We start from the raw sequence: 17,744 nt of genomic DNA, 5'->3' as shown, positions 1-17,744 counted from the left end.
GTATAAACAAAATCGCCCCGGACTAAGCCGGGGCGATCGAAAAATCAAAGCAGTGGGTGACTGAATCAGGCCTCAGTCTCAGCCGCAGCGACCTCGGTCGTGGCGGCGGGGGCTGCCTTGCGAGCCTGCTTGATGAGAGAATTGGCGGTATCGGTCGGCTTCGCACCTTGGCTGATCCAGTAGTCAGCACGTTCGACGTTCAGGGTGAGCTGTTCACCTTTTGCGCGAGGATTATAGGTGCCGAGAATCTCGGCCGCCCGGCCATCACGGCGGGAGCGAGCTTCCGCAACCACCACGTGGTAAACGGGTGCGTGCGTCGTGCCGATACGGGAGAGGCGAATTTTAAGGGCCATGGAAGTGTTACAAAAACGGTCTAGTTGCTTGCGAAAAGTTGAGGAATGCACCTTGCGACAAATGGCTTGTCAAGCCCCGACTCCCCGGAGTCTGCTCGACCCTTTATGAAAGCCGGAATCGTTGGTCTACCAAACGTGGGCAAGTCCACTCTCTTTAATGCTGTTACCCGCTCCCGCAAGGCGGAGGCAGCCAACTATCCCTTTTGCACGATCGATCCCAATGTCGGGGTCGTCACCGTGCCGGACGAGCGTTTGGGCGTGCTGCAAGGCATCGCCAAGACGCAGGTGGTCATCCCGGCCGCCATTGAGTTTGTCGATATTGCCGGTCTGGTGGCCGGAGCGAGCAAGGGCGAGGGTCTCGGCAATCAGTTCCTGGCCAACATTCGCGAAGTCGACGCCATCATCCATGTGGTGCGCTGCTTTGTGGATGATGATGTAATTCACAACATGGGCTCCGTTGATCCGGTGCGCGACATCGAGGTTATTTCCACCGAACTTATTTTGGCCGACTACGAAACCGTCACCAAACGCATCGAAAAGACGACCAAGAAGGCGCGCGGTGGTGACAAGGAAGCCATGGCCGAACTCGCCCTGTTGCAACGACTCGAACCCCATCTCAACGAAGGTAAACCCGCCAACATCCTCGAACTCGACGAAGCCGAAGCGAAGATCATCCCGTTTTTTCAACTCCTCAGCGCCAAGCCCGTGCTCTACGCGTGCAACGTTGCCGAAAGCGATCTCGCCGACGCCGACGCCAATCCATTCGTGCAAAAGGTCGCTGAATTTGTCCGCACGCACCATGACGCCGCCTACGTGCCGATCAGCGCGAAAATCGAGTTCGAGTTGATCGATCTGGAACCGGAGGAGGCGAAGGAATTTTTGGCCGATCTCGGCGTGCAGGATTCCGGCGTATCGATGTTGATTCGCGAGGCCTACGCCCTGCTCGGGCTCCAGACGTATTTCACGGCGGGTGAAAAAGAAGTGCGGGCCTGGACCATTCCCGTCGGCTGCAAGGCTCCGCAAGCCGCCGGCGTCATCCACACCGATTTCGAAAAGGGCTTCATCAAGGCCGAGGTGGTGGCCTACACCGACCTATCCTCACTCGGCAGCGTGTCCGCCGCCCGCGACGCCGGCAAGTATCGCCTCGAGGGCAAGGAATACGTCTTCAAGGACGGCGACGTGGCGGTCTTCCGCTTTGCCAACTAAGCGCCCTTCCCTTGCCGTTGGAACTTACGACACCGTCGCTACTCGCGGCGGTGTTTTGTTTTCCAACAACTCAATTTGCAGGATCAAACTTCGCGGCAAGTGAAACGGGTCCTTCACGGGCAGCGCGATCGTGCCGGTCATGGGTGACAAATCGCGGTGCAATTTTTGCCTCCACTCACCGTTTTCCCAATCGACGTAGCGCTCAAAACAAAGTCCCCACATGCGCTCATACCAGTCGAGCCAACTGCTTTCGCCGGTTTCGTGCCACCCCAGTAGTGCCGCAAACAACGCTTCCGTGTGCGGCCACCACAATTTGGTATCACCGAACGCCCAGCCGGCCGTCGACGCTGGACCGGAGCCATCGACCGCTAAAAGCAAACCTCCCCCTCCCGCCGGGTCCCACCCGAGCTCCAAATGCCGTCGGACCCGGCGCCATGTTTCGGCCATTGAAATCGGGGCGTCCCCGAGCTCGTGGGCAACCAGGCGTTGGAACCACATGCCTTCGATGGCATGCCCCGGCACGGTTACACTCCCCGGAGCCCCCGGATAACGGGAACCATCGCGGCTCACCGTTTCAAACAACCGGTCCTCCTCGGTCCGGTAGAAATCACGGTCAATTTCGGCCAGCATGCCTTGCGCCATCTCCGCATAAAGCGGCTCGCCGGTGACTTGTCCGAGTCCGGCTAATTTGAGCGACCAGATCATGGGCAAACCATGCGGTTTGGCGCCCGGCGGAATCGGGTAAGGAAAGTGTGGCACACGGTCACCCCACTGTTGGCAGCGCCGCATGGCCGCATCCGCCGTCTCCCGTGCGCGCTCCAACCATACGGATTCGCCCGAAGCGACTGCGAGCTCGGTCAATCCGTAAACGGCGAACGCGTCCACATAAACGCTCTCATAGCCACGCTTCACGGCACCGGACTCATCCAGCAACAGCGCCCAGCCTTTTTCTTCACTCAACCAACCGTATTGACAGGAAAACGCCGCCACTCGACGCGCCCGTTCCAACCACTTTGGGTCCCGGTCCAGGGAATTGTATATCCGGGCAAACACCCACACCGCCCGCCACTGACTCCACAGCCAACGATCCGAGCTCAACAGCGTGCCGTCATCGGCGATGCAGGTGGGTAACCCCGCCTCGAGGTTTCCGCCCGCCTTTTCCCAAAATGGCAGGATGTGATCGAACAGGTGCTCGCGCAACCAGCGTGCCATCGCCCCCGTATCATTGGATCGAATACTCCTGATTGCCTCCCGTCCGGCAGCTTCATGTTTCATGCGGTTCAGCGCCATGTTCGGCCCCCAAACGAGCGGCGGAATGCCGTCGAGACGAGCCTCAAATCCGCCGAAATTCGTCCGTGAAATTTCACTCTTCGAGTGCGTCTTTTGCGGTAGTTACATGCTTAATACTCCGGCTGCGCCTCCTGGTGAAATTTCATTCCATTTTTCTCACCAAAATCGGACTTTCACCTCGCGACCGCGAAGCATAATCGAAATACAAACCCCATTGATGAACGAACCGTTTCCTCCGCTGAGAATCTACCCGGATCGCCCGTCCGCCGCCGCTGCCGCCGCTGACCATGCTGCTCGAATTATCAAAGACGCCATCGCTCAACGCGGTGAAGCGCGCATCATTGCCGCCACGGGCGCATCCCAAATAGAGTTTGTGGAGGCCTTGGTTGGCACGGCCGGCATCGATTGGTCCCGGGTGGAGATGTTTCACCTCGACGAATACATCGGTCTTTCGATCGAGCATCCGGCGAGTTTTCGACGCTACCTGCTGGAGCGTCTGATTCGTCCCACCGGCATCACTCGCTATCATTTGCTCGACGGCGAATCCGACCCCGCCGAGACCTGCGCCACGGTGGGCCGGGACCTGCAGTCGGGTCCCATCGATGTGGTGTTTGCCGGCATCGGCGAGAACGGCCATGTCGCCTTCAACGACCCGCCCGCCAATTTTACGGCGGAAGCGCCTTACCTCATCGTGGAATTGGACGACGCCTGCCGTCGCCAGCAATTCAGCGAAGGCTGGTTCCCGACATTCGACGATGTTCCCCGCCAGGCGATTACGCTTTCCGTGCAACAGCTGCTCAAGACCAACGCCGTCATCACCCTCGTGCCCGATACGCGTAAGGCCGCCGCTGCCGCCCGCTGTCTGGAGGGGCCCATTTCACCGGATGCGCCCGCTTCGATTCTGCGACAACACCCCGGCAATCACTTCTATTTCGACGAAGCCGGCGCTTCGGAACTCAGTGACGCGTTCCGCGCAGCTCACGTCCTGTCGTCATGAAATTGACGCTACCGGGGCTGTTCGACCTCCACGTCAACGGCTTTGCCGGTATTGACTACAACCTTCCCGACATCGGCGGGGAGCAACTGATCCAATCCTTCGACGCCATGCGGGCCACCGGCGTGACGCAGTGTCTTCCGACCATCATCACGTCATCGCGGGAGCACTTCGCCGCCTGCGCCCGCAATCTGGTGCGTTCCTCCGATCCCATGATCGCCGGTCTCCACATGGAGGGACCATATATTTCCCCGAGCGATGGCCCGCGCGGAGCGCATCCCCTCGTATCCGTCACGGCGGCGTCCATCGAAGATTTCAAACATCGCCAGGACGCGGCGGAGGGAAAAATCAAACTCGTCACGCTTGCTCCCGAAGTGCCGGGGGCGATGGACCTGATCGGCTATTTGGTTGAAAACAACGTGGTGGTGGGAATCGGTCACTCCGCCGCCAACGCGGCGTGTATTCGCGATGCCGTTACGGCGGGTGCCACGCTTTCCACTCATCTCGGCAACGGCTGTTCCACGCAGATGGAACGCCATGCCAACGTGATCTGGCCGCAGCTTTCCCACGACGAACTGGCCGCCTGCTTGATTGTCGATGGTTTCCATCTGCCACGCGAAGTGGTGCGCACGATGGTCAAAGCCAAGGGACTGGAACGCACTATTTTGGTCACCGACGCCGTGGCGGCGGCCGCAGCTCCACCCGGAGAATACTCCATCGGGCATGTTCCGGTGCAGTTGAATGCGGCCCGAAAAGTCACCCAGATCGGGGCGACCAATCTCGCGGGATCGGCCCTTACTCTCGATGACGCCGTGACCCGCACTTGCGCATGGTGCGACCTGAGCCTGCAGGTGGTCTGGCCATTGGCTTCCCTTCGACCAGCGGCGGCCATCGGACTGGAGCCGACCGGCACCGTTACGATCGAGTGGGATGCTTCCACTTACGCACTCACCATCTGTCAGACTGAAACCTGAACCCATCGAACACGCTTCACCCATGTCCGAATCCACCTCCAAGTTCAAAGTTCGCGGTCTGCGCTGGTATATCGTGGTGCTGCTGTGTCTCGCCTCGGAACTCAATTATCTGGATCGCCAGACGTTGTCGGTTCTCGCGCAAACCATCCAGGACGAGCTCGGCATCACCACGATGCAATATGCGAACATCACCTCGGCATTCTTAATCAGTTACACCGTGATGTATGCCGTCTGCGGACGGCTGGTGGATGTGCTGGGCAGCCGATGGTCGTTTTTGATTTTTGTGACCGGTTGGTCGCTCTCGAACATGGCGCATGCGTTCGCACGCACGGCTGCACAGTTTTCCGTCTGCCGGTTCTTTCTCGGCGCGACGGAACCCGCGAGTTTTCCCGGCGGTTTGCGCGCAGTCACCGAGTGGTTTCCACTGCGGGAACGAGCGGTGGCGGTGGGGATCTTCAACGCCGGCACTGCCATCGGCGCCGGCATTGCCGCGCCGTTGGTGTCATGGATCGCCCTGAGCTGGGGCTGGCGATGGGCTTTCATCGTGGGTGGCGCTCTCGGCCTCGTTTGGGTGGTAATATGGGCCTTTTGTTACCGACTCCCGCGCCAACACCCGTGGCTGAAGGAGGCGGAACTCGCTCACATCGAATCCGACGGCGATCGGACGGAGGTCGAACCCAAAGCGGTTCCTATCCCTACTCTGCTCAAGGATCGCCGCGCCTGGGGGTGTTTCGCCGCCCGCATGCTGACCGACCCCATTTCTTATTTCTTCATTTTTTGGACCCCCAAGTTTCTCCAACAGGAGCGCGGCTTCGACCTGTCGGACATTGGCAAATACGGTTGGATTCCGTTTGTCGCGCTCGCGCTGGGCAATCTATCCGGCGGCGCGATTCCGGGCTTGTTGATGCGCCATGGTTGGTCGCTCAACCGGGCTCGCAAAACGACCATGTTCGTGGCTTCGTGTGTCATGCCGCTGGCCCTGTGGGCCATCATTTCCCTGCCCAGCGCGACGGCCGCCGTCGGCATGATCAGCGTCGCGATGTTCGCTCACGCCGCCTGGGCCAACATGACATTGCCCGCCGAAGTGTTCCCCAAACATGTCGTGGGTTCCGTTACCGGGTTTGCCGGCATGTTCGGCGGGATCGTCGGTATCTTGTCGCAACAAGCGATCGGCTGGACCGTGCAAAACGTTTCATTCACTCCGGTCTTTGTCGTGAGTGCGTTCATGCACCTGGCCGCCTTCACACTCGTCTCGATCTTGATCGGCAAATTGGGTGTGATCCGCGCTCCCGGATCCCCATCCCCGGTGGTCGCTTAACGGAAAAAGTCCGCCAAATTCACTCGGGTTGTGCCCGGCAAGGGCACACCCAGTTCCAGCGCGGGCAGAAATATCATCTCCCGCATGGCCGCCACGACGTTATCGGGCAGGCGGCCGGTTTGGTCGATCGTGACCGGCACATCCCTGGAAGCCGTGCGCACGGCTTCGCTCAGCGAGCCGGCGGTTTTTCCAGGGGTGGCTTTCGACCGTAAGTCGGAGGCATTATGGATCTCCGCCAGGTAAGCGCGGGCGTCGGTCTCCGAATCGTGAATACTGATCACACTGCCGTCGGAGTCCACATTGACGATAACCGGGTAGTTGAACGACGCCCCGTCCTTGGCAGCGAGCAGCGTCGCCGGAACCAGCGTCCAAACCGCTTCGGGATCGACGGTGTCGAGGGTGTGATCCGCGAGGTGGGACAACAGTAAAAACTCTCGCGCCTGCTCACGGGTCATATCGATGGCGCGTTCCGACAGGTTGGTCGCGAGTTCCTTGCCGTGGACGTAAAGATGCAATTGCACATCTTCGATGGTGAATCCGGGTTTAAATCCCGTTTTCCTAATCTTGATTTTACGCGGCTGCGGGCCAACCGCCCCGATGGGATGGTAGAATGTAATCACGCCCTTTTCCTCGTCTTGCGTCACCGCGCCCATGATGACCGCGTAGGCATTGGCGATCGGCACGGGCGACGATATTTTGAATTCGAGGTCCAGCGCGTCGTGGCCTCCTTCGCTGGCGGCACTTTGCGCGCGATCGAGGAAGGTCTGGTCGGAAGTGATCGAGTCGGTTTCGAAAAACTGGTCCGACATATCGTCGGTAGCGACGAGTAGGTCGGCGTCGGCGGAGGCATTGAACGCTGCCACCGCCTCAATGGTTCGTTCATTCACAATCATGCCGTCTTTGATCGCTTGATCGACATAGCCCTGCGCGGTGCGTGCAGCTTGTTGCACGCTGGCCTTGTCGCTGCGTTCCAGCCGGGCCGCGTCCGTCTTCTCCTGCTGGTAAATCGCCATGTGGTTCTGAGTGTTCATATACTGCATCGCCTTGTCGTTGCGCAGCGTGTAGGCGCGATGCTGTTCAAAATCGGCGATAACGATCGGGGCGCGACTTATCTTCGTGGATCGATCCCAGCTGAAGGCTCCGGCGTCTCGAAGCTTGATTTGGGGTAATCCTTCCTCCGCAAGGACCACCTGATCGGATTTAATACTGTCCACCTGACGATAACTCTCGTCTGGCGATTTTATCAACAAATCGACGCCCACGAACAAACGGAACGGCTTGGATTGATCCTGGGCGAACAACGAAATCGCCAATCCTAGGAATACACCGAAATGGCATTTGAGCGGGGAACGAAAACACATGGGGTAGCTGAGTTCAGGGTTGGGGAATCACCCCGTGGGACGCGGAATCGAGCATCACTGTTCCCGCTTCTTTGACGGAGGCGAGATCTGCGTGGTCCGAACTGTTGACGACGCGGCGAGAGCGCACGGTTTGGGACCGCCGTCTCACCCCGCGCGATCAAAGCTCGAAGCCGTGCGGAATCGTCACCCCCTTGGGCACGACCAACACGCCGTCACGAATCACCACGCCGTGCTGGTAGACCCCATCCTGCTTGCCATGGGGCGAGAGAACGACGCGGTCTCCGATACGGGTGTTCTTGTCGATGATAGCGCCTTTGATGCGGCAGTCATGGCCGAGGCCGAAATGAGGAATGCTCGCGGCCGCATTGCGTTCGAAATCAGCGGCGGACTCATAGCTGTCCGAGCCCATCATCACGACATCCTCCAGCACACAACCGGAACGCACAAACGAGCGGGAACTAATCACTGCGCGCGTAATGGTGGAATCCTCGATGATGCATCCGTCGCCCAGCACGGCGTTTTTAACCGCACTGTTGTTGATTTTGCACGGCGGCAGAGAACGATTCCGCGTGTAAATGGGCGCGCTCTCATCAAAGAAATCGAACGGGGGCAACGCGTCGGTGATCGCCAGATTGGTTTCAAAAAAGGCGCGCACGGTTCCGATGTCCTCCCAATAGCCCTCAAATGCATAGGCGTTGAGCTGCTTGACGCCAAGCAGGCTGGGAATCACTTCCTTGCCAAAATCGGTCATGTCATTGGCCAACGCATCATCGAGCGCCTTGCGATTAAACACGTAGATGCCCATCGAAGCCAAACAGCGCTTTTCCGCAGGATCGGTGTTGCCCAGCTTTGCCTCGAGAGCCTGGCCCATCGCCAAACCATCGATCACCGCGGGATCCTTGGGCTTCTCCGCAAATTTGGTGATCTGAAGATCGTCATCAACCCCCATCAGGCCCAGTCCCTCGATCTTGGAGACGGGAATCGGCATCGCGGCTATCGTGACGTCGGCCCCGGTGGAGGCGTGCTCAGCTATGATTTTGGAAAAGTCCATGCGATACAGCTGATCGCCCGAAAGGATCAAAACGTAATCGTGCTCCTCGTTGCGTAGGTGTTGCAAATTCCGCCGCACCGCGTCGGCCGTGCCTTGATACCAGTCGCTGGTTTTATCGGTTTGCTCAGCGGAAAGAATGTCCACGAAACCTCCCCCAAAGGGGTCAAAGTGGTAGGTGTTCTGAATGTGGCGGTGCAGCGAGGCCGTATGAAACTGCGTCAGAATGAAAATCCGATTAATGCTCGAATTGATACAGTTGCTGATCGGAATATCGACCAAGCGATACTTGGCTGCCAGCGGAACCGCCGGTTTGCAGCGCTCGGTCGTAAGGGGGTGAAGACGGGTGCCGCGACCGCCGCCCATGACGACAGCCACTACTTTTTTTTCAGAACTCATTGGGTTGGGTTGGTGGGGTTCAAATACCTTGCTCCACGATTACGCCGGTCGATAGTTTCGCCAGAACAATAACGTAAAATCTATGTGTGGAATCGTCGGCTACGTGGGCAAATCAAAGGCCGCCCCCATTATTTTGGAAGGACTTAAACGCCTGGAATATCGTGGCTACGATTCTGCGGGTGTCGCCGTGCTCGAAGATGACGCATTCACCGTGGCAAAGAAACGCGGCCGGGTGGACGAGCTGACTAAAAGCACCCGCGCCCAAACATTGACGGGGTCCTGCGGGATCGGCCACACCCGCTGGGCCACGCATGGCGGTGTCACCGACGCGAACGCCCACCCTCACGTTTCCAGCGACGGAAAAATTGCGCTGATCCACAACGGTGTGATCGAAAACTTCGCGGCGATTCGGAAATTTCTGTTGTCGAAAGATTACTCGTTCAAATCGGAAACCGACACCGAGGTATTGTGTAATCTGATCGCCTACCATTTCGCCAAGGAGCCTGAATCGACGACCGGAGGTTCGCGCCTCTTGGAGAGCGTGCGCCGCACCTTGTCCCATGTGGAAGGCACCTACGGAATCTGCGTGCTCTGCGTCGACTGTCCTCGCGAGCTGATTGCGGCCCGCCAAGGGTCTCCGCTGATTCTCGGCGTCGGGAAAAAGGAGCTCGTCATCGCCTCCGACGTGGCCGCTCTGGTGAGTCGCACTCAAAACGTCGTTTATCTCAACGACGGTGAGCTCGTCGCCATCAACGATGACGAGTTTGAAATTTCCACTCTGGACCAAGCCGATGTCTCGCCGGTCATCGACCAGGTTACGTGGACGATTGAGGACTCGGAGCTCGGGGAGAACCCGCACTACATGCTCAAGGAGATTTTCGAGCAGCCCGAAGCCCTCGAAAATGCCATGCGCGGACGTTTCAGCGCGGATGGCTCCACCTCCGTATTCGGCGGACTCAATATTTCGGTGCAAGATTTGCGGGGTATGGGCCGACTCATGATATGTGCCTGTGGCACCGCGCTGCACGCTGGTATGGTCACTGAATATCTCGTGGAGCGGTTCGCCCGGCTGCCGGTCGAGTGCGACCACGCATCGGAATTTCGCTACCGCAATACCCCACTTTTTGCGAAGACCCTGTTCTTTGTCTTCAGTCAGTCTGGCGAAACCATCGACACCCTTGCCGCCATGCGTGAGGCCCAGCGCAAAGGTTTTCAAGTGCTGGCCATCAACAACGGTGTAGGGTCGACGATCGCCCGCGAGGCCAACGGCGGTATCTATCAACACGCCGGACCGGAAATCGGCGTGGCGTCCACCAAGGCATTCACCTCCCAACTGATTATTGGAGCCATGCTGGCGCTCCATTTGGGTCGCATCCGGGACATGAGTTTCCGGGACGGCACGGAAATCGTGTCCGCGCTAAAAGGTGTGCCCGACTTGGTGCGCGCCACCCTGAAGCAAGCTGCGCATATCAAAGCAATCGCGCAAAAATACGCCGGTTTTAACGACATGCTGTTCCTGGGACGATTGGAGCTGTTTCCGATCGCCTTGGAAGGGGCCCTCAAACTGAAAGAGATTTCCTACATCCACGCCGAAGCCTACCCCGCGGCAGAAATGAAGCACGGTCCGATCGCGCTGATCAACGAAGAGTGCCCGTCCGTTTTCCTGGTCCCCCAGAACGAGATTTTCAACAAGGTCGTCTCTTCCATGCAGGAGATCAAAGCCCGCGGCGGCCCGATCATCGCCATCACCACCTCCGATGCAGAGCTGCCTGAGGGTTTGGCCGACGATGTCATCACCATCCCCGCCTGTCACGAGGCGGTTTTGCCCATTGTCGCCACGATTCCGCTGCAACTCTTCAGCTATTACGTGGCGGTGGAGCGGGGCTGCGACGTCGACAAGCCCCGCAACCTCGCGAAGTCGGTCACCGTGGAATAACCGTGCCGGTAGCAGCCGGCAATGGCGAACGACGCCGGCGCCCTCCCCCAACTAGTGTCAGCGCAAACATGCCCATCCAGATGGCGTAAGTGCCCGGCTCCGGCACCGCCGACAATTCCACTGCGGCGAGACGTCCCTCGATTGCGAAGTGACTTCCGAAATTGCCGTTGTAACTGAAAGTTCCGCTTACGGCGGTCTGCACCGAGTCGATGATCACCTGAAGCCCACCACCGTTTGCGTTCACCTCACTGACGAACGCATCGGCAATGGTGTATTCCGGTCCGAAAAAGTCTTCCGTAATACTCACTCCCGTCACGGTGTGATAAGCTTGGATGGTGTCATCCGACCCGCTCGTCGAAGCTCCATAGTCGACCCGCATGAAAAGATCCGCGTATCCAATATCCACGATACGGATACCATTCACGGCGAGATAGTAGAAAACCTCGGAGGAATCGGCGGAATAATAACGATCCTCTACCGAGCTTCCGCTCCATCCTTCCCATTCGTGATCAACGCCCAAAAGCCCCCCGCCATTGGCCGAAGCCCCGGTCGCTGAAATGAGACCATTGCGGTCCTGCCCTAAATTCCACGTGTTCTCGTAGTTTGCGCTGGCCGGCCCGAAGTGAAGCGTGACATCGGCCAGGGAAAACCCCTGCGTGCCCAAGGTGTCCTGAAACAATGTAAATCCGGTGGCTGTCGTTGCCGCAGCGGCATAGGGAGTCGACGTGGGGGCCGGCCCATCGGAACGCCCTGCAACATAGTAGTAGGCGATGGCGCTAGGTGCGTTTTGACTGTTCAAGGCATGGCCGACGGTGCCGGCTTCATCGCCCTGATATCCCGTCACGCCAGCGTCGGCGATTGAACCAGAGAATCCGATTTCATTGTCGGATCCACCAGGGAGAACGTATTGAGCCTGGAGAGGCAGCAAGCCAGCGAGCAGAAGAACGCCGCCGAGCGATTGGGTAAGGGTGCGCGTATTCATGGTGCGCCCCAAGCTTATCGCAGAACGTTGGCCAAAATCGCCCCGCCTTTGGGTCAGAACACCTCCCCCATTCGGGTGAGACCACATTTGCAATAAGCCATTGAGTTGCGGACGAAGACACGAAGAGACTAGGGCATCGTGCACGACCCCACGTCTCAGTCCAACGAAGACCACCCTATCATCGGCCGTCGGCTGCGCGCCGTCGTGGTTGAAGATGAGGTCATGTTCCGGCAAATGGTCGGCATGGCGATTGCAAGGCTTCCCCGCTATGAGCTCGTCGGTGAAGCAGCCAATGCGGCGGAAGCATCAAATCTGCTGATAAACGCCGATCCCGATGTCGCCGTGCTGGACTTGGGTCTGCCCGATGAATCAGGCATCGACCTGGCGCGGCGGGCGTTGGGCGACGCACCCAACTTACGCATTCTCGCAATCACCGCACGCCGGGATGGAACCGCCGTGCGCGCCGCGTTGGATGTCGGAATTCTCGGGTTTGTATCCAAAGGGGAAAGTTACGACATTCTGTTGACGGCGCTGAATCAGGTGGCCAGCGGTCTGCCTTTCTACTCTCCATCCGCCCTTACCCTACTGCGGGAAGGACTGACTCAATCATCCGATCAGCTCCAATTGCTCACACCACGCGAGCGTGATGTGGTGTGCGAATCCGCCCGGGGATTTTCGGTAAAGGAGATATCGCATCGTCTTGGAATTTCCGAAAATACCGTGAAGACCCACCGCAAAAACGTGCTCCAGAAACTCGATTTGCATGACGTGGTGGCGCTCACGCACTTCGCTTTGCGGCACGGGCTCGTCACTCTTTGATCCCGAGTGGACGACCGCGCTCAGTTTCGATCAGTTTCAACGGGCAGGCAAAATTCGAAGCAGGCACCCTTCAAATTCGAAGTGGATTTGGCCAACCCCAGTTTTCCGCCCAACACCTCGGCCAATCCTGATGCGATGGCCAACCCCAAACCGTGGCTGTCTTCCCCGGCGGTGGGCACATTCCCGACCCGACTAAACTGACTGAACAAATGTTCACGCGCCGCGTCGGGAATACCGGGACCACTGTCGGTCACCCGCACACACCAGGAGCCATTAGCGCCTTCAAGCCCGATCGAGACTTCACCATTGATCGGCGTGAATTTGATGGCGTTCGAAATCAGGTTATCCAGCACCTGCTGAACCAACCCCGCATCGTTGTGGACCACAGCGGAGAGCCCTCCCGACAGCCAACGCAACTGTTGCCCTTTCCCTTCGGCGATTCGGGTCCATCGAGCTGCGGTCTGCGATACCAGGTCGCTCAGATCAAATTTCGTCAATGTGAGCTCCACTGATCCGGCTTCAATTCTACTCACATCGAGTAGCTTGTCCGTAGTGTCGATCAATTGCTCCGCGACTTGATCAATCATGCCAGCGGTCTTAACGAGTTCTTCTCCTGTCGTCTGCGGCTCTCGCAACAGGCCGCTGAGCCAACGGATATTCCCGAGCGGACTCCGCAGGTCATGCGCGACGATTTGAAGAAAACGGTCCTTTTGAGCCGAGAGTTCCTGCAAATTATGGTGGGCCGCACTCAGTTCGGCGGTAACCTTGTGCTGCCAACGATACGCGACTGCCAACGCGAGCAGGAAGACAACCAACGCGGCGAGCCCACCGATCATGGTCCGCCGCTCGAAACGGACTTGGCGCAAGGCTCCTTCAGCTTGCTGGTTTGCTGCCGTGAGTCGCCCCACTTCCAGTTCCTTCCGCTGCGTTTCATGGCGAATTTCGAGTAATTCAATGCGACGTCGGGCTGAGTCGCCGGTGATTTTCTCACGCAAGGTTGCATGTTCACGCAAGGCAATCACTGCATCTTCCCATTGCGACAGAGCCTCCCAGGCCCGCGCACGTCCATCCCACTGGTCCGCCAGCAAAAGGGGGGCTCCGATTTGTTCTGCGTATAACTTCGCCTCGTCAAAATGTGACAATGCCTCCGAGGGTTTCCCTGCAGCCAATTCGATTTCACCCCACTGATTGGAGACGTCCGCCTGCCCCCATGGCTCCTCGATTTTTTGATATAGCGTCAAACCACGAGCAGCAAAATCGCGGGCAACATTCACCCGACCCACCAATCGTTCCAACTTGGCCAACTCCCCTAAAGTAGAGGCCTGTCCGGGTAGGTCCTCGATGGCTTCACGCAGCTCCAAAGCTTGATGCAACATTTTCCGGGCCTCCTCCCATCGGCCCATATCGACGAGAGAAGCCCCCAGATTGTTGTAACTCGTGCCTATGGCTCGGCGATCGCCGAGCTCCAGTCGAATCGCCAGAGATTCTTCATGATGGCGGAGGGCGACTTCGGGTTCCCCCAGCTGCTCATGCACTGATCCGATGTTATTGATCGTCGCCGCAATCTCCAACGGTGGACTACCAATTTCGCGGTCAATAGAGAGCGCGCGGTGATAATATTCCAATGCTCCGGGAAAATCCCCTTCGGAATCGAGCAACAGTCCGAGGTTGGAGTATGAGGCCGCCATGCCTGCTTGGTCGTCGACGGACTCCCGCAAGCGCAGCGCTCGCAGCCAGTGCTCCCAGACCAGACTAAAATCACCCCGTCGCCAATTCACCCCGCCCAGGGCATTGTAGCCATCGGCCTCTAACTTCGCGTCACCGGTTTGCTTACCTAAGTCGATCGCTTCCCGGGCTCTTTCCGTCGCCAATTCAAATTCCGTAGCGACTCGATAACGCCAACTCAGTTCCACCAACAACCGGCCCAGCACATCCCCGTGCTGCCCTGAGTCTCGCAAACGAGACCGCACCTGTTCGGCATCAACCATCAGTTGCGCGGTATCTTCGTCAGCCGCATCCGATTCGAGCGCGAACACCACTCGCTCCGCCTCTTCTCGTTCCAACGCCTCCAGCGGCAGCACTGCCGCTAACAGTCCCGTTACAATAGCCGACATTAGTCGATGCACAGTGCGCCACCGTCGCATGATACGCCGAACATGGATCAATCCGGTGCGGCATGGCAACGCCCGGCGGGGGCAATTTCGGGTTGCACCCGGCGGCGCGAAACTGAGTCATTAAAACATCACGCATGCAAATTCAGCCGAATCGGGAATCGTTTAAGCAACTCGCTCAACAGGGGAACCTCATCCCGGTTTACGCCGATTTGATGGCGGACTTGGAGACGCCCGTTTCGGCCTACGCCAAACTCAAGCAGGCCGGCCCGTCGTTTCTGCTCGAATCCGTCGAAGGCGGTGAGCACCTCTCCCGCTACAGCTTCATCGGCGTGCGTCCGCGCAAGATTTTCGCCTGCGGCCCGCAAACGACCACAATTCGGTTGGCCGACGGCGCGCTGGAAACCGTGCCCACTCCTGATGATCCGCTCACCCTGATCGAAGCGGAGATGAGCGGGATCAACCCCGTGAGTATCTCAGGGTTGCCCCGCTTCACTGGCGGCGCAGTAGGCTTCATCGGTTATGAATACGTGACGCGGGTCGAGCCCACCGTGCCCATGGCACCGGTGGACGAACACGGTTTGCCGCTGATTTACTTCATGCTGGTCGACTCGGCGGCAATTTTCGATCGGGCTAAACAAACCCTGCGGCTCTGCGTCAATGCTCACGTCGGCGACAATCCGGACGTCGCCTACGATCAAGCCGTCGCCGAATTGAATGAGTTGGCGGCGCTCCTCGCTGAACCCAATCAGCTCACACCCGCCTCGCTCACGGAATTGAGCGCGGTGAAGGTGCCCGCCGGCAATTTCACCCAGTCGCGATTCGAGGCGGTCGTCGACGAGTGCAAAGAGTTCATTCGCTCGGGCGACATTATCCAGGTCGTCCCTTCCCAACGTTTTTCGCAGCCGTTCCATCACACGCCACTCGACCTGTATCGCGCCCTTCGCACGGTCAATCCTTCGCCCTACATGTTCATCCTCGATACAGTGGACTATGCGATCGTGGGAGCATCACCCGAAGTGCACGTGCGGCTCACCGGCGACCGCGTCGAGATCAGACCGATTGCCGGCACCCGAAAACGGGGAACGACGCCGGAGGAAGATCACGCCTTGGAAAAGGACCTCCTGGCCGACGAAAAAGAATTGGCCGAACATTTGATGCTCGTGGATCTGGCCCGCAACGACATCGGCCGAGTATGCGAATACGGCAGTGTGCATGTTCCCGAACGCAATATCATCGAACGCTACTCGCACGTGATGCATATTGTTTCCCAAGTGGAGGGCAAAATTGCCGCGGATAAATCCGCTTATGACCTGATGCGCGCCACTTTCCCGGCCGGCACGGTGTCGGGAGCACCAAAGGTTCGAGCCATGCAAATCATCGCCTCCAAGGAGCCTGTGCAGCGCGGGTTCTACGCCGGGGCGCTCGGTTATTTCGGCTACGACGGCAATCTCGACTCGTGCATCATGCTCCGCACTTCTTTGCTAAAAGACGGTCAAATTCACATCCAGTCCGGCGCTGGGGTGGTGGCCGACAGTGTGCCCGAGTCGGAGTTTTTCGAGACAGTGAACAAAGCTTCCGCGCTCTTTAAGGCGGTTACCTTGGCGGAAAAACTCTGATTCAGGCTGATTTCGGCCGCATTTCGCCACTTTGCGGTCCCCAATGGGGAATCCGATAACAGAAAATCGCCGCGTGGAATTTGCGTATTTTCCTGAATAGTTGACCATTTGGTTAGTTTTCTGGGAACTCGCCCGAAAACCGGCGGTCTTGATGCGTATCACCGGACCTTTCCCGGCGATTCACCACAAAGCGTCCGAAATTCAAAATCTGACAAAAATGGCCCTCGCTCCCTCCCTCTCTCGTATCGCAACCACGTCAAATCTCGAGACCCCGGCACCTTTGGCCAGTGCCGCTTTCTCCGCTCCTTCATTCTTGGAGCGACCGGAACCTGCTCCGGCTGAAAAACCAGCTCCGTCCGATCGGAGCCACCTTCAACTTTACCTGCAGGAAATCGGCAAAACCGCCCTGCTCACTCCGCAAGAGGAAGTGAAGCTGGCGAAACGCATCCAAAAAGGCGACAAGGCCGCCCGTGATCACATGATTTCGGCCAACCTGCGTCTGGTGGTGAAAATTGCCATGGACTACAAGGATTTCGGTCTGCCGCTGCTGGATCTGATCAGCGAGGGCAACATCGGGTTGGTCAAAGCCGTCGAGCGTTTCGATCCCACCAAGGGTGGTAAACTTTCGACCTACGCAGCTTGGTGGATCAAGCAGTCGATCAAGCGCGCTCTCGCCAACCAGTCCAAGACCATCCGCCTGCCCGTCCATTTGGTCGACAAGATCGCCAAAATGCGTCGCACCGCCATGGCCCTTACCGAAGAACTCGGCCGTGAACCGACCGACGAGGAAATCGCCATCGAACTCCAAATCCCGACCAACAAGGTCGCCCATTTGAAGAGTGTCAGCGTGCGCCCCGCCTCGCTCGATGCCCCGGTGGGTGAAGATGGTGCATCCACCACCTTCGGCGAAATCGTGGGCGACGAAAACGCGGTCAACCCGCTCGACTCCCTCAAGGATCGTTCCGAGAAATCCGATCTCCACGACATGATTTCCGAGCTGGATCCCCGCGAGGCCGAGATCTTGCGCTACCGCTTCGGTCTCGACGGTTACGACGAGCTCACCCTCGAAGAGGTCGGTCAGAAATTTAACGTCACCCGGGAGCGGATTCGTCAGCTTCAAAACATTGCCCTCTCCAAGATGCGCAAGGCCATCGCTTACAACGAAGCTCAGCGCAGCAAGGAAGAGATCGAAATCGAAGATCGACGCATCGCCCGCGAAGAAGTGATTCGCGAATTCATCGAAGCCCGCGACGTGGCTTAATCTTTCGTCATTTGTAGACGTTCGCGACGGTCGGTTCCCTCGGGGACCGACCGTTTTTATTGCTCCCGAGCGC

The 17,744-nt window shown here is 58.3% G+C and carries 14 protein-coding genes; 8 read left to right on the top strand and 6 right to left on the bottom strand.

Annotated elements, in window-relative coordinates; genetic code table 11:
- Nucleotides 1–65 precede the first annotated feature (65 nt).
- Nucleotides 66–353, bottom strand: a complete 288-nt coding sequence (gene rpsP / locus PXH66_RS07390) for a 30S ribosomal protein S16 (RefSeq protein ID WP_330928836.1) — start codon at nt 351–353, stop codon at nt 66–68.
- Nucleotides 354–458: 105 nt separating this feature from the next.
- Here rpsP and ychF point away from each other — a divergent pair, with 105 nt between their 5' ends.
- Nucleotides 459–1,559, top strand: a complete 1,101-nt coding sequence (gene ychF, locus PXH66_RS07385; protein ID WP_345781724.1) for a redox-regulated ATPase YchF — start codon at nt 459–461, stop codon at nt 1,557–1,559.
- Nucleotides 1,560–1,583: 24 nt separating this feature from the next.
- Here ychF and PXH66_RS07380 read toward each other — a convergent pair whose 3' ends face one another.
- Nucleotides 1,584–2,771, bottom strand: a complete 1,188-nt coding sequence (locus PXH66_RS07380; protein ID WP_330932301.1) for an AGE family epimerase/isomerase — start codon at nt 2,769–2,771, stop codon at nt 1,584–1,586.
- A gap of 295 nt (nt 2,772–3,066) precedes the next feature.
- On the opposite strand from PXH66_RS07380, the gene PXH66_RS07375 reads away from it, so the two are divergent.
- From PXH66_RS07375 to PXH66_RS07365, 3 genes are read left to right on the top strand one after another with little or no spacing between them, the layout of a single operon-like run.
- Nucleotides 3,067–3,846 (top strand): glucosamine-6-phosphate deaminase, encoded by a 780-nt coding sequence (locus tag PXH66_RS07375; RefSeq protein ID WP_330928833.1) that lies wholly within the window; start codon nt 3,067–3,069, stop codon nt 3,844–3,846.
- Nucleotides 3,843–4,817: an N-acetylglucosamine-6-phosphate deacetylase gene (locus PXH66_RS07370; protein ID WP_330928832.1), complete on the top strand. Its 975-nt coding sequence runs from the start codon at nt 3,843–3,845 to the stop codon at nt 4,815–4,817. The genes PXH66_RS07375 and PXH66_RS07370 overlap by 4 nt, the downstream gene beginning before the upstream one ends.
- A gap of 22 nt (nt 4,818–4,839) precedes the next feature.
- On the top strand, nt 4,840–6,135 hold the full coding sequence (locus tag PXH66_RS07365; protein ID WP_330928831.1) for an MFS transporter: 1,296 nt from the start codon (nt 4,840–4,842) through the stop codon (nt 6,133–6,135).
- Here the strand turns inward: PXH66_RS07365 and PXH66_RS07360 are convergent.
- Both PXH66_RS07360 and PXH66_RS07355 read right to left on the bottom strand, forming a co-directional pair.
- Nucleotides 6,132–7,496 (bottom strand): hypothetical protein, encoded by a 1,365-nt coding sequence (locus PXH66_RS07360; protein ID WP_330928830.1) that lies wholly within the window; start codon nt 7,494–7,496, stop codon nt 6,132–6,134. The two genes, PXH66_RS07365 and PXH66_RS07360, sit on opposite strands and share 4 nt — an antisense overlap.
- Before the next feature lie 157 nt (nt 7,497–7,653).
- Nucleotides 7,654–8,943: a glucose-1-phosphate adenylyltransferase gene (locus PXH66_RS07355; RefSeq protein ID WP_330928829.1), complete on the bottom strand. Its 1,290-nt coding sequence runs from the start codon at nt 8,941–8,943 to the stop codon at nt 7,654–7,656.
- 82 nt (nt 8,944–9,025) lie between these two features.
- Here PXH66_RS07355 and glmS point away from each other — a divergent pair, with 82 nt between their 5' ends.
- Nucleotides 9,026–10,879, top strand: a complete 1,854-nt coding sequence (gene glmS / locus PXH66_RS07350) for a glutamine--fructose-6-phosphate transaminase (isomerizing) (protein ID WP_330928828.1) — start codon at nt 9,026–9,028, stop codon at nt 10,877–10,879.
- On the opposite strand, the gene PXH66_RS07345 is transcribed toward glmS, so the two are convergent.
- On the bottom strand, nt 10,866–11,861 hold the full coding sequence (locus PXH66_RS07345; RefSeq protein WP_330928827.1) for a PEP-CTERM sorting domain-containing protein: 996 nt from the start codon (nt 11,859–11,861) through the stop codon (nt 10,866–10,868). The genes glmS and PXH66_RS07345 overlap by 14 nt on opposite strands.
- A gap of 138 nt (nt 11,862–11,999) precedes the next feature.
- Between PXH66_RS07345 and PXH66_RS07340 the strand changes: the two genes are divergently transcribed.
- On the top strand, nt 12,000–12,680 hold the full coding sequence (locus PXH66_RS07340) for a LuxR C-terminal-related transcriptional regulator (RefSeq protein ID WP_330928826.1): 681 nt from the start codon (nt 12,000–12,002) through the stop codon (nt 12,678–12,680).
- Nucleotides 12,681–12,700: 20 nt separating this feature from the next.
- On the opposite strand, the gene PXH66_RS07335 is transcribed toward PXH66_RS07340, so the two are convergent.
- Entirely contained in the window at nt 12,701–14,668 is a 1,968-nt protein-coding gene (locus tag PXH66_RS07335) for a tetratricopeptide repeat-containing sensor histidine kinase (protein ID WP_330928983.1), read from the bottom strand.
- Nucleotides 14,669–14,928: 260 nt separating this feature from the next.
- Here PXH66_RS07335 and trpE point away from each other — a divergent pair, with 260 nt between their 5' ends.
- Both trpE and PXH66_RS07325 read left to right on the top strand, forming a co-directional pair.
- Nucleotides 14,929–16,410 (top strand): anthranilate synthase component I, encoded by a 1,482-nt coding sequence (gene trpE, locus PXH66_RS07330; protein WP_330928825.1) that lies wholly within the window; start codon nt 14,929–14,931, stop codon nt 16,408–16,410.
- Between the two features lie 217 nt (nt 16,411–16,627).
- The gene (locus PXH66_RS07325) at nt 16,628–17,671 is read left to right on the top strand and encodes a sigma-70 family RNA polymerase sigma factor (RefSeq protein ID WP_330928824.1); all 1,044 of its coding nucleotides are present in this window, start codon (nt 16,628–16,630) and stop codon (nt 17,669–17,671) included.
- Nucleotides 17,672–17,744: the final 73 nt, after the last annotated feature.

It is taken from the genome of Synoicihabitans lomoniglobus, assembly GCF_029023725.1.
GTDB classification, from domain to species: domain Bacteria; phylum Verrucomicrobiota; class Verrucomicrobiia; order Opitutales; family Opitutaceae; genus Actomonas; species Actomonas lomonigloba.
This window is presented reverse-complemented; position numbering and strand designations above follow the sequence as displayed.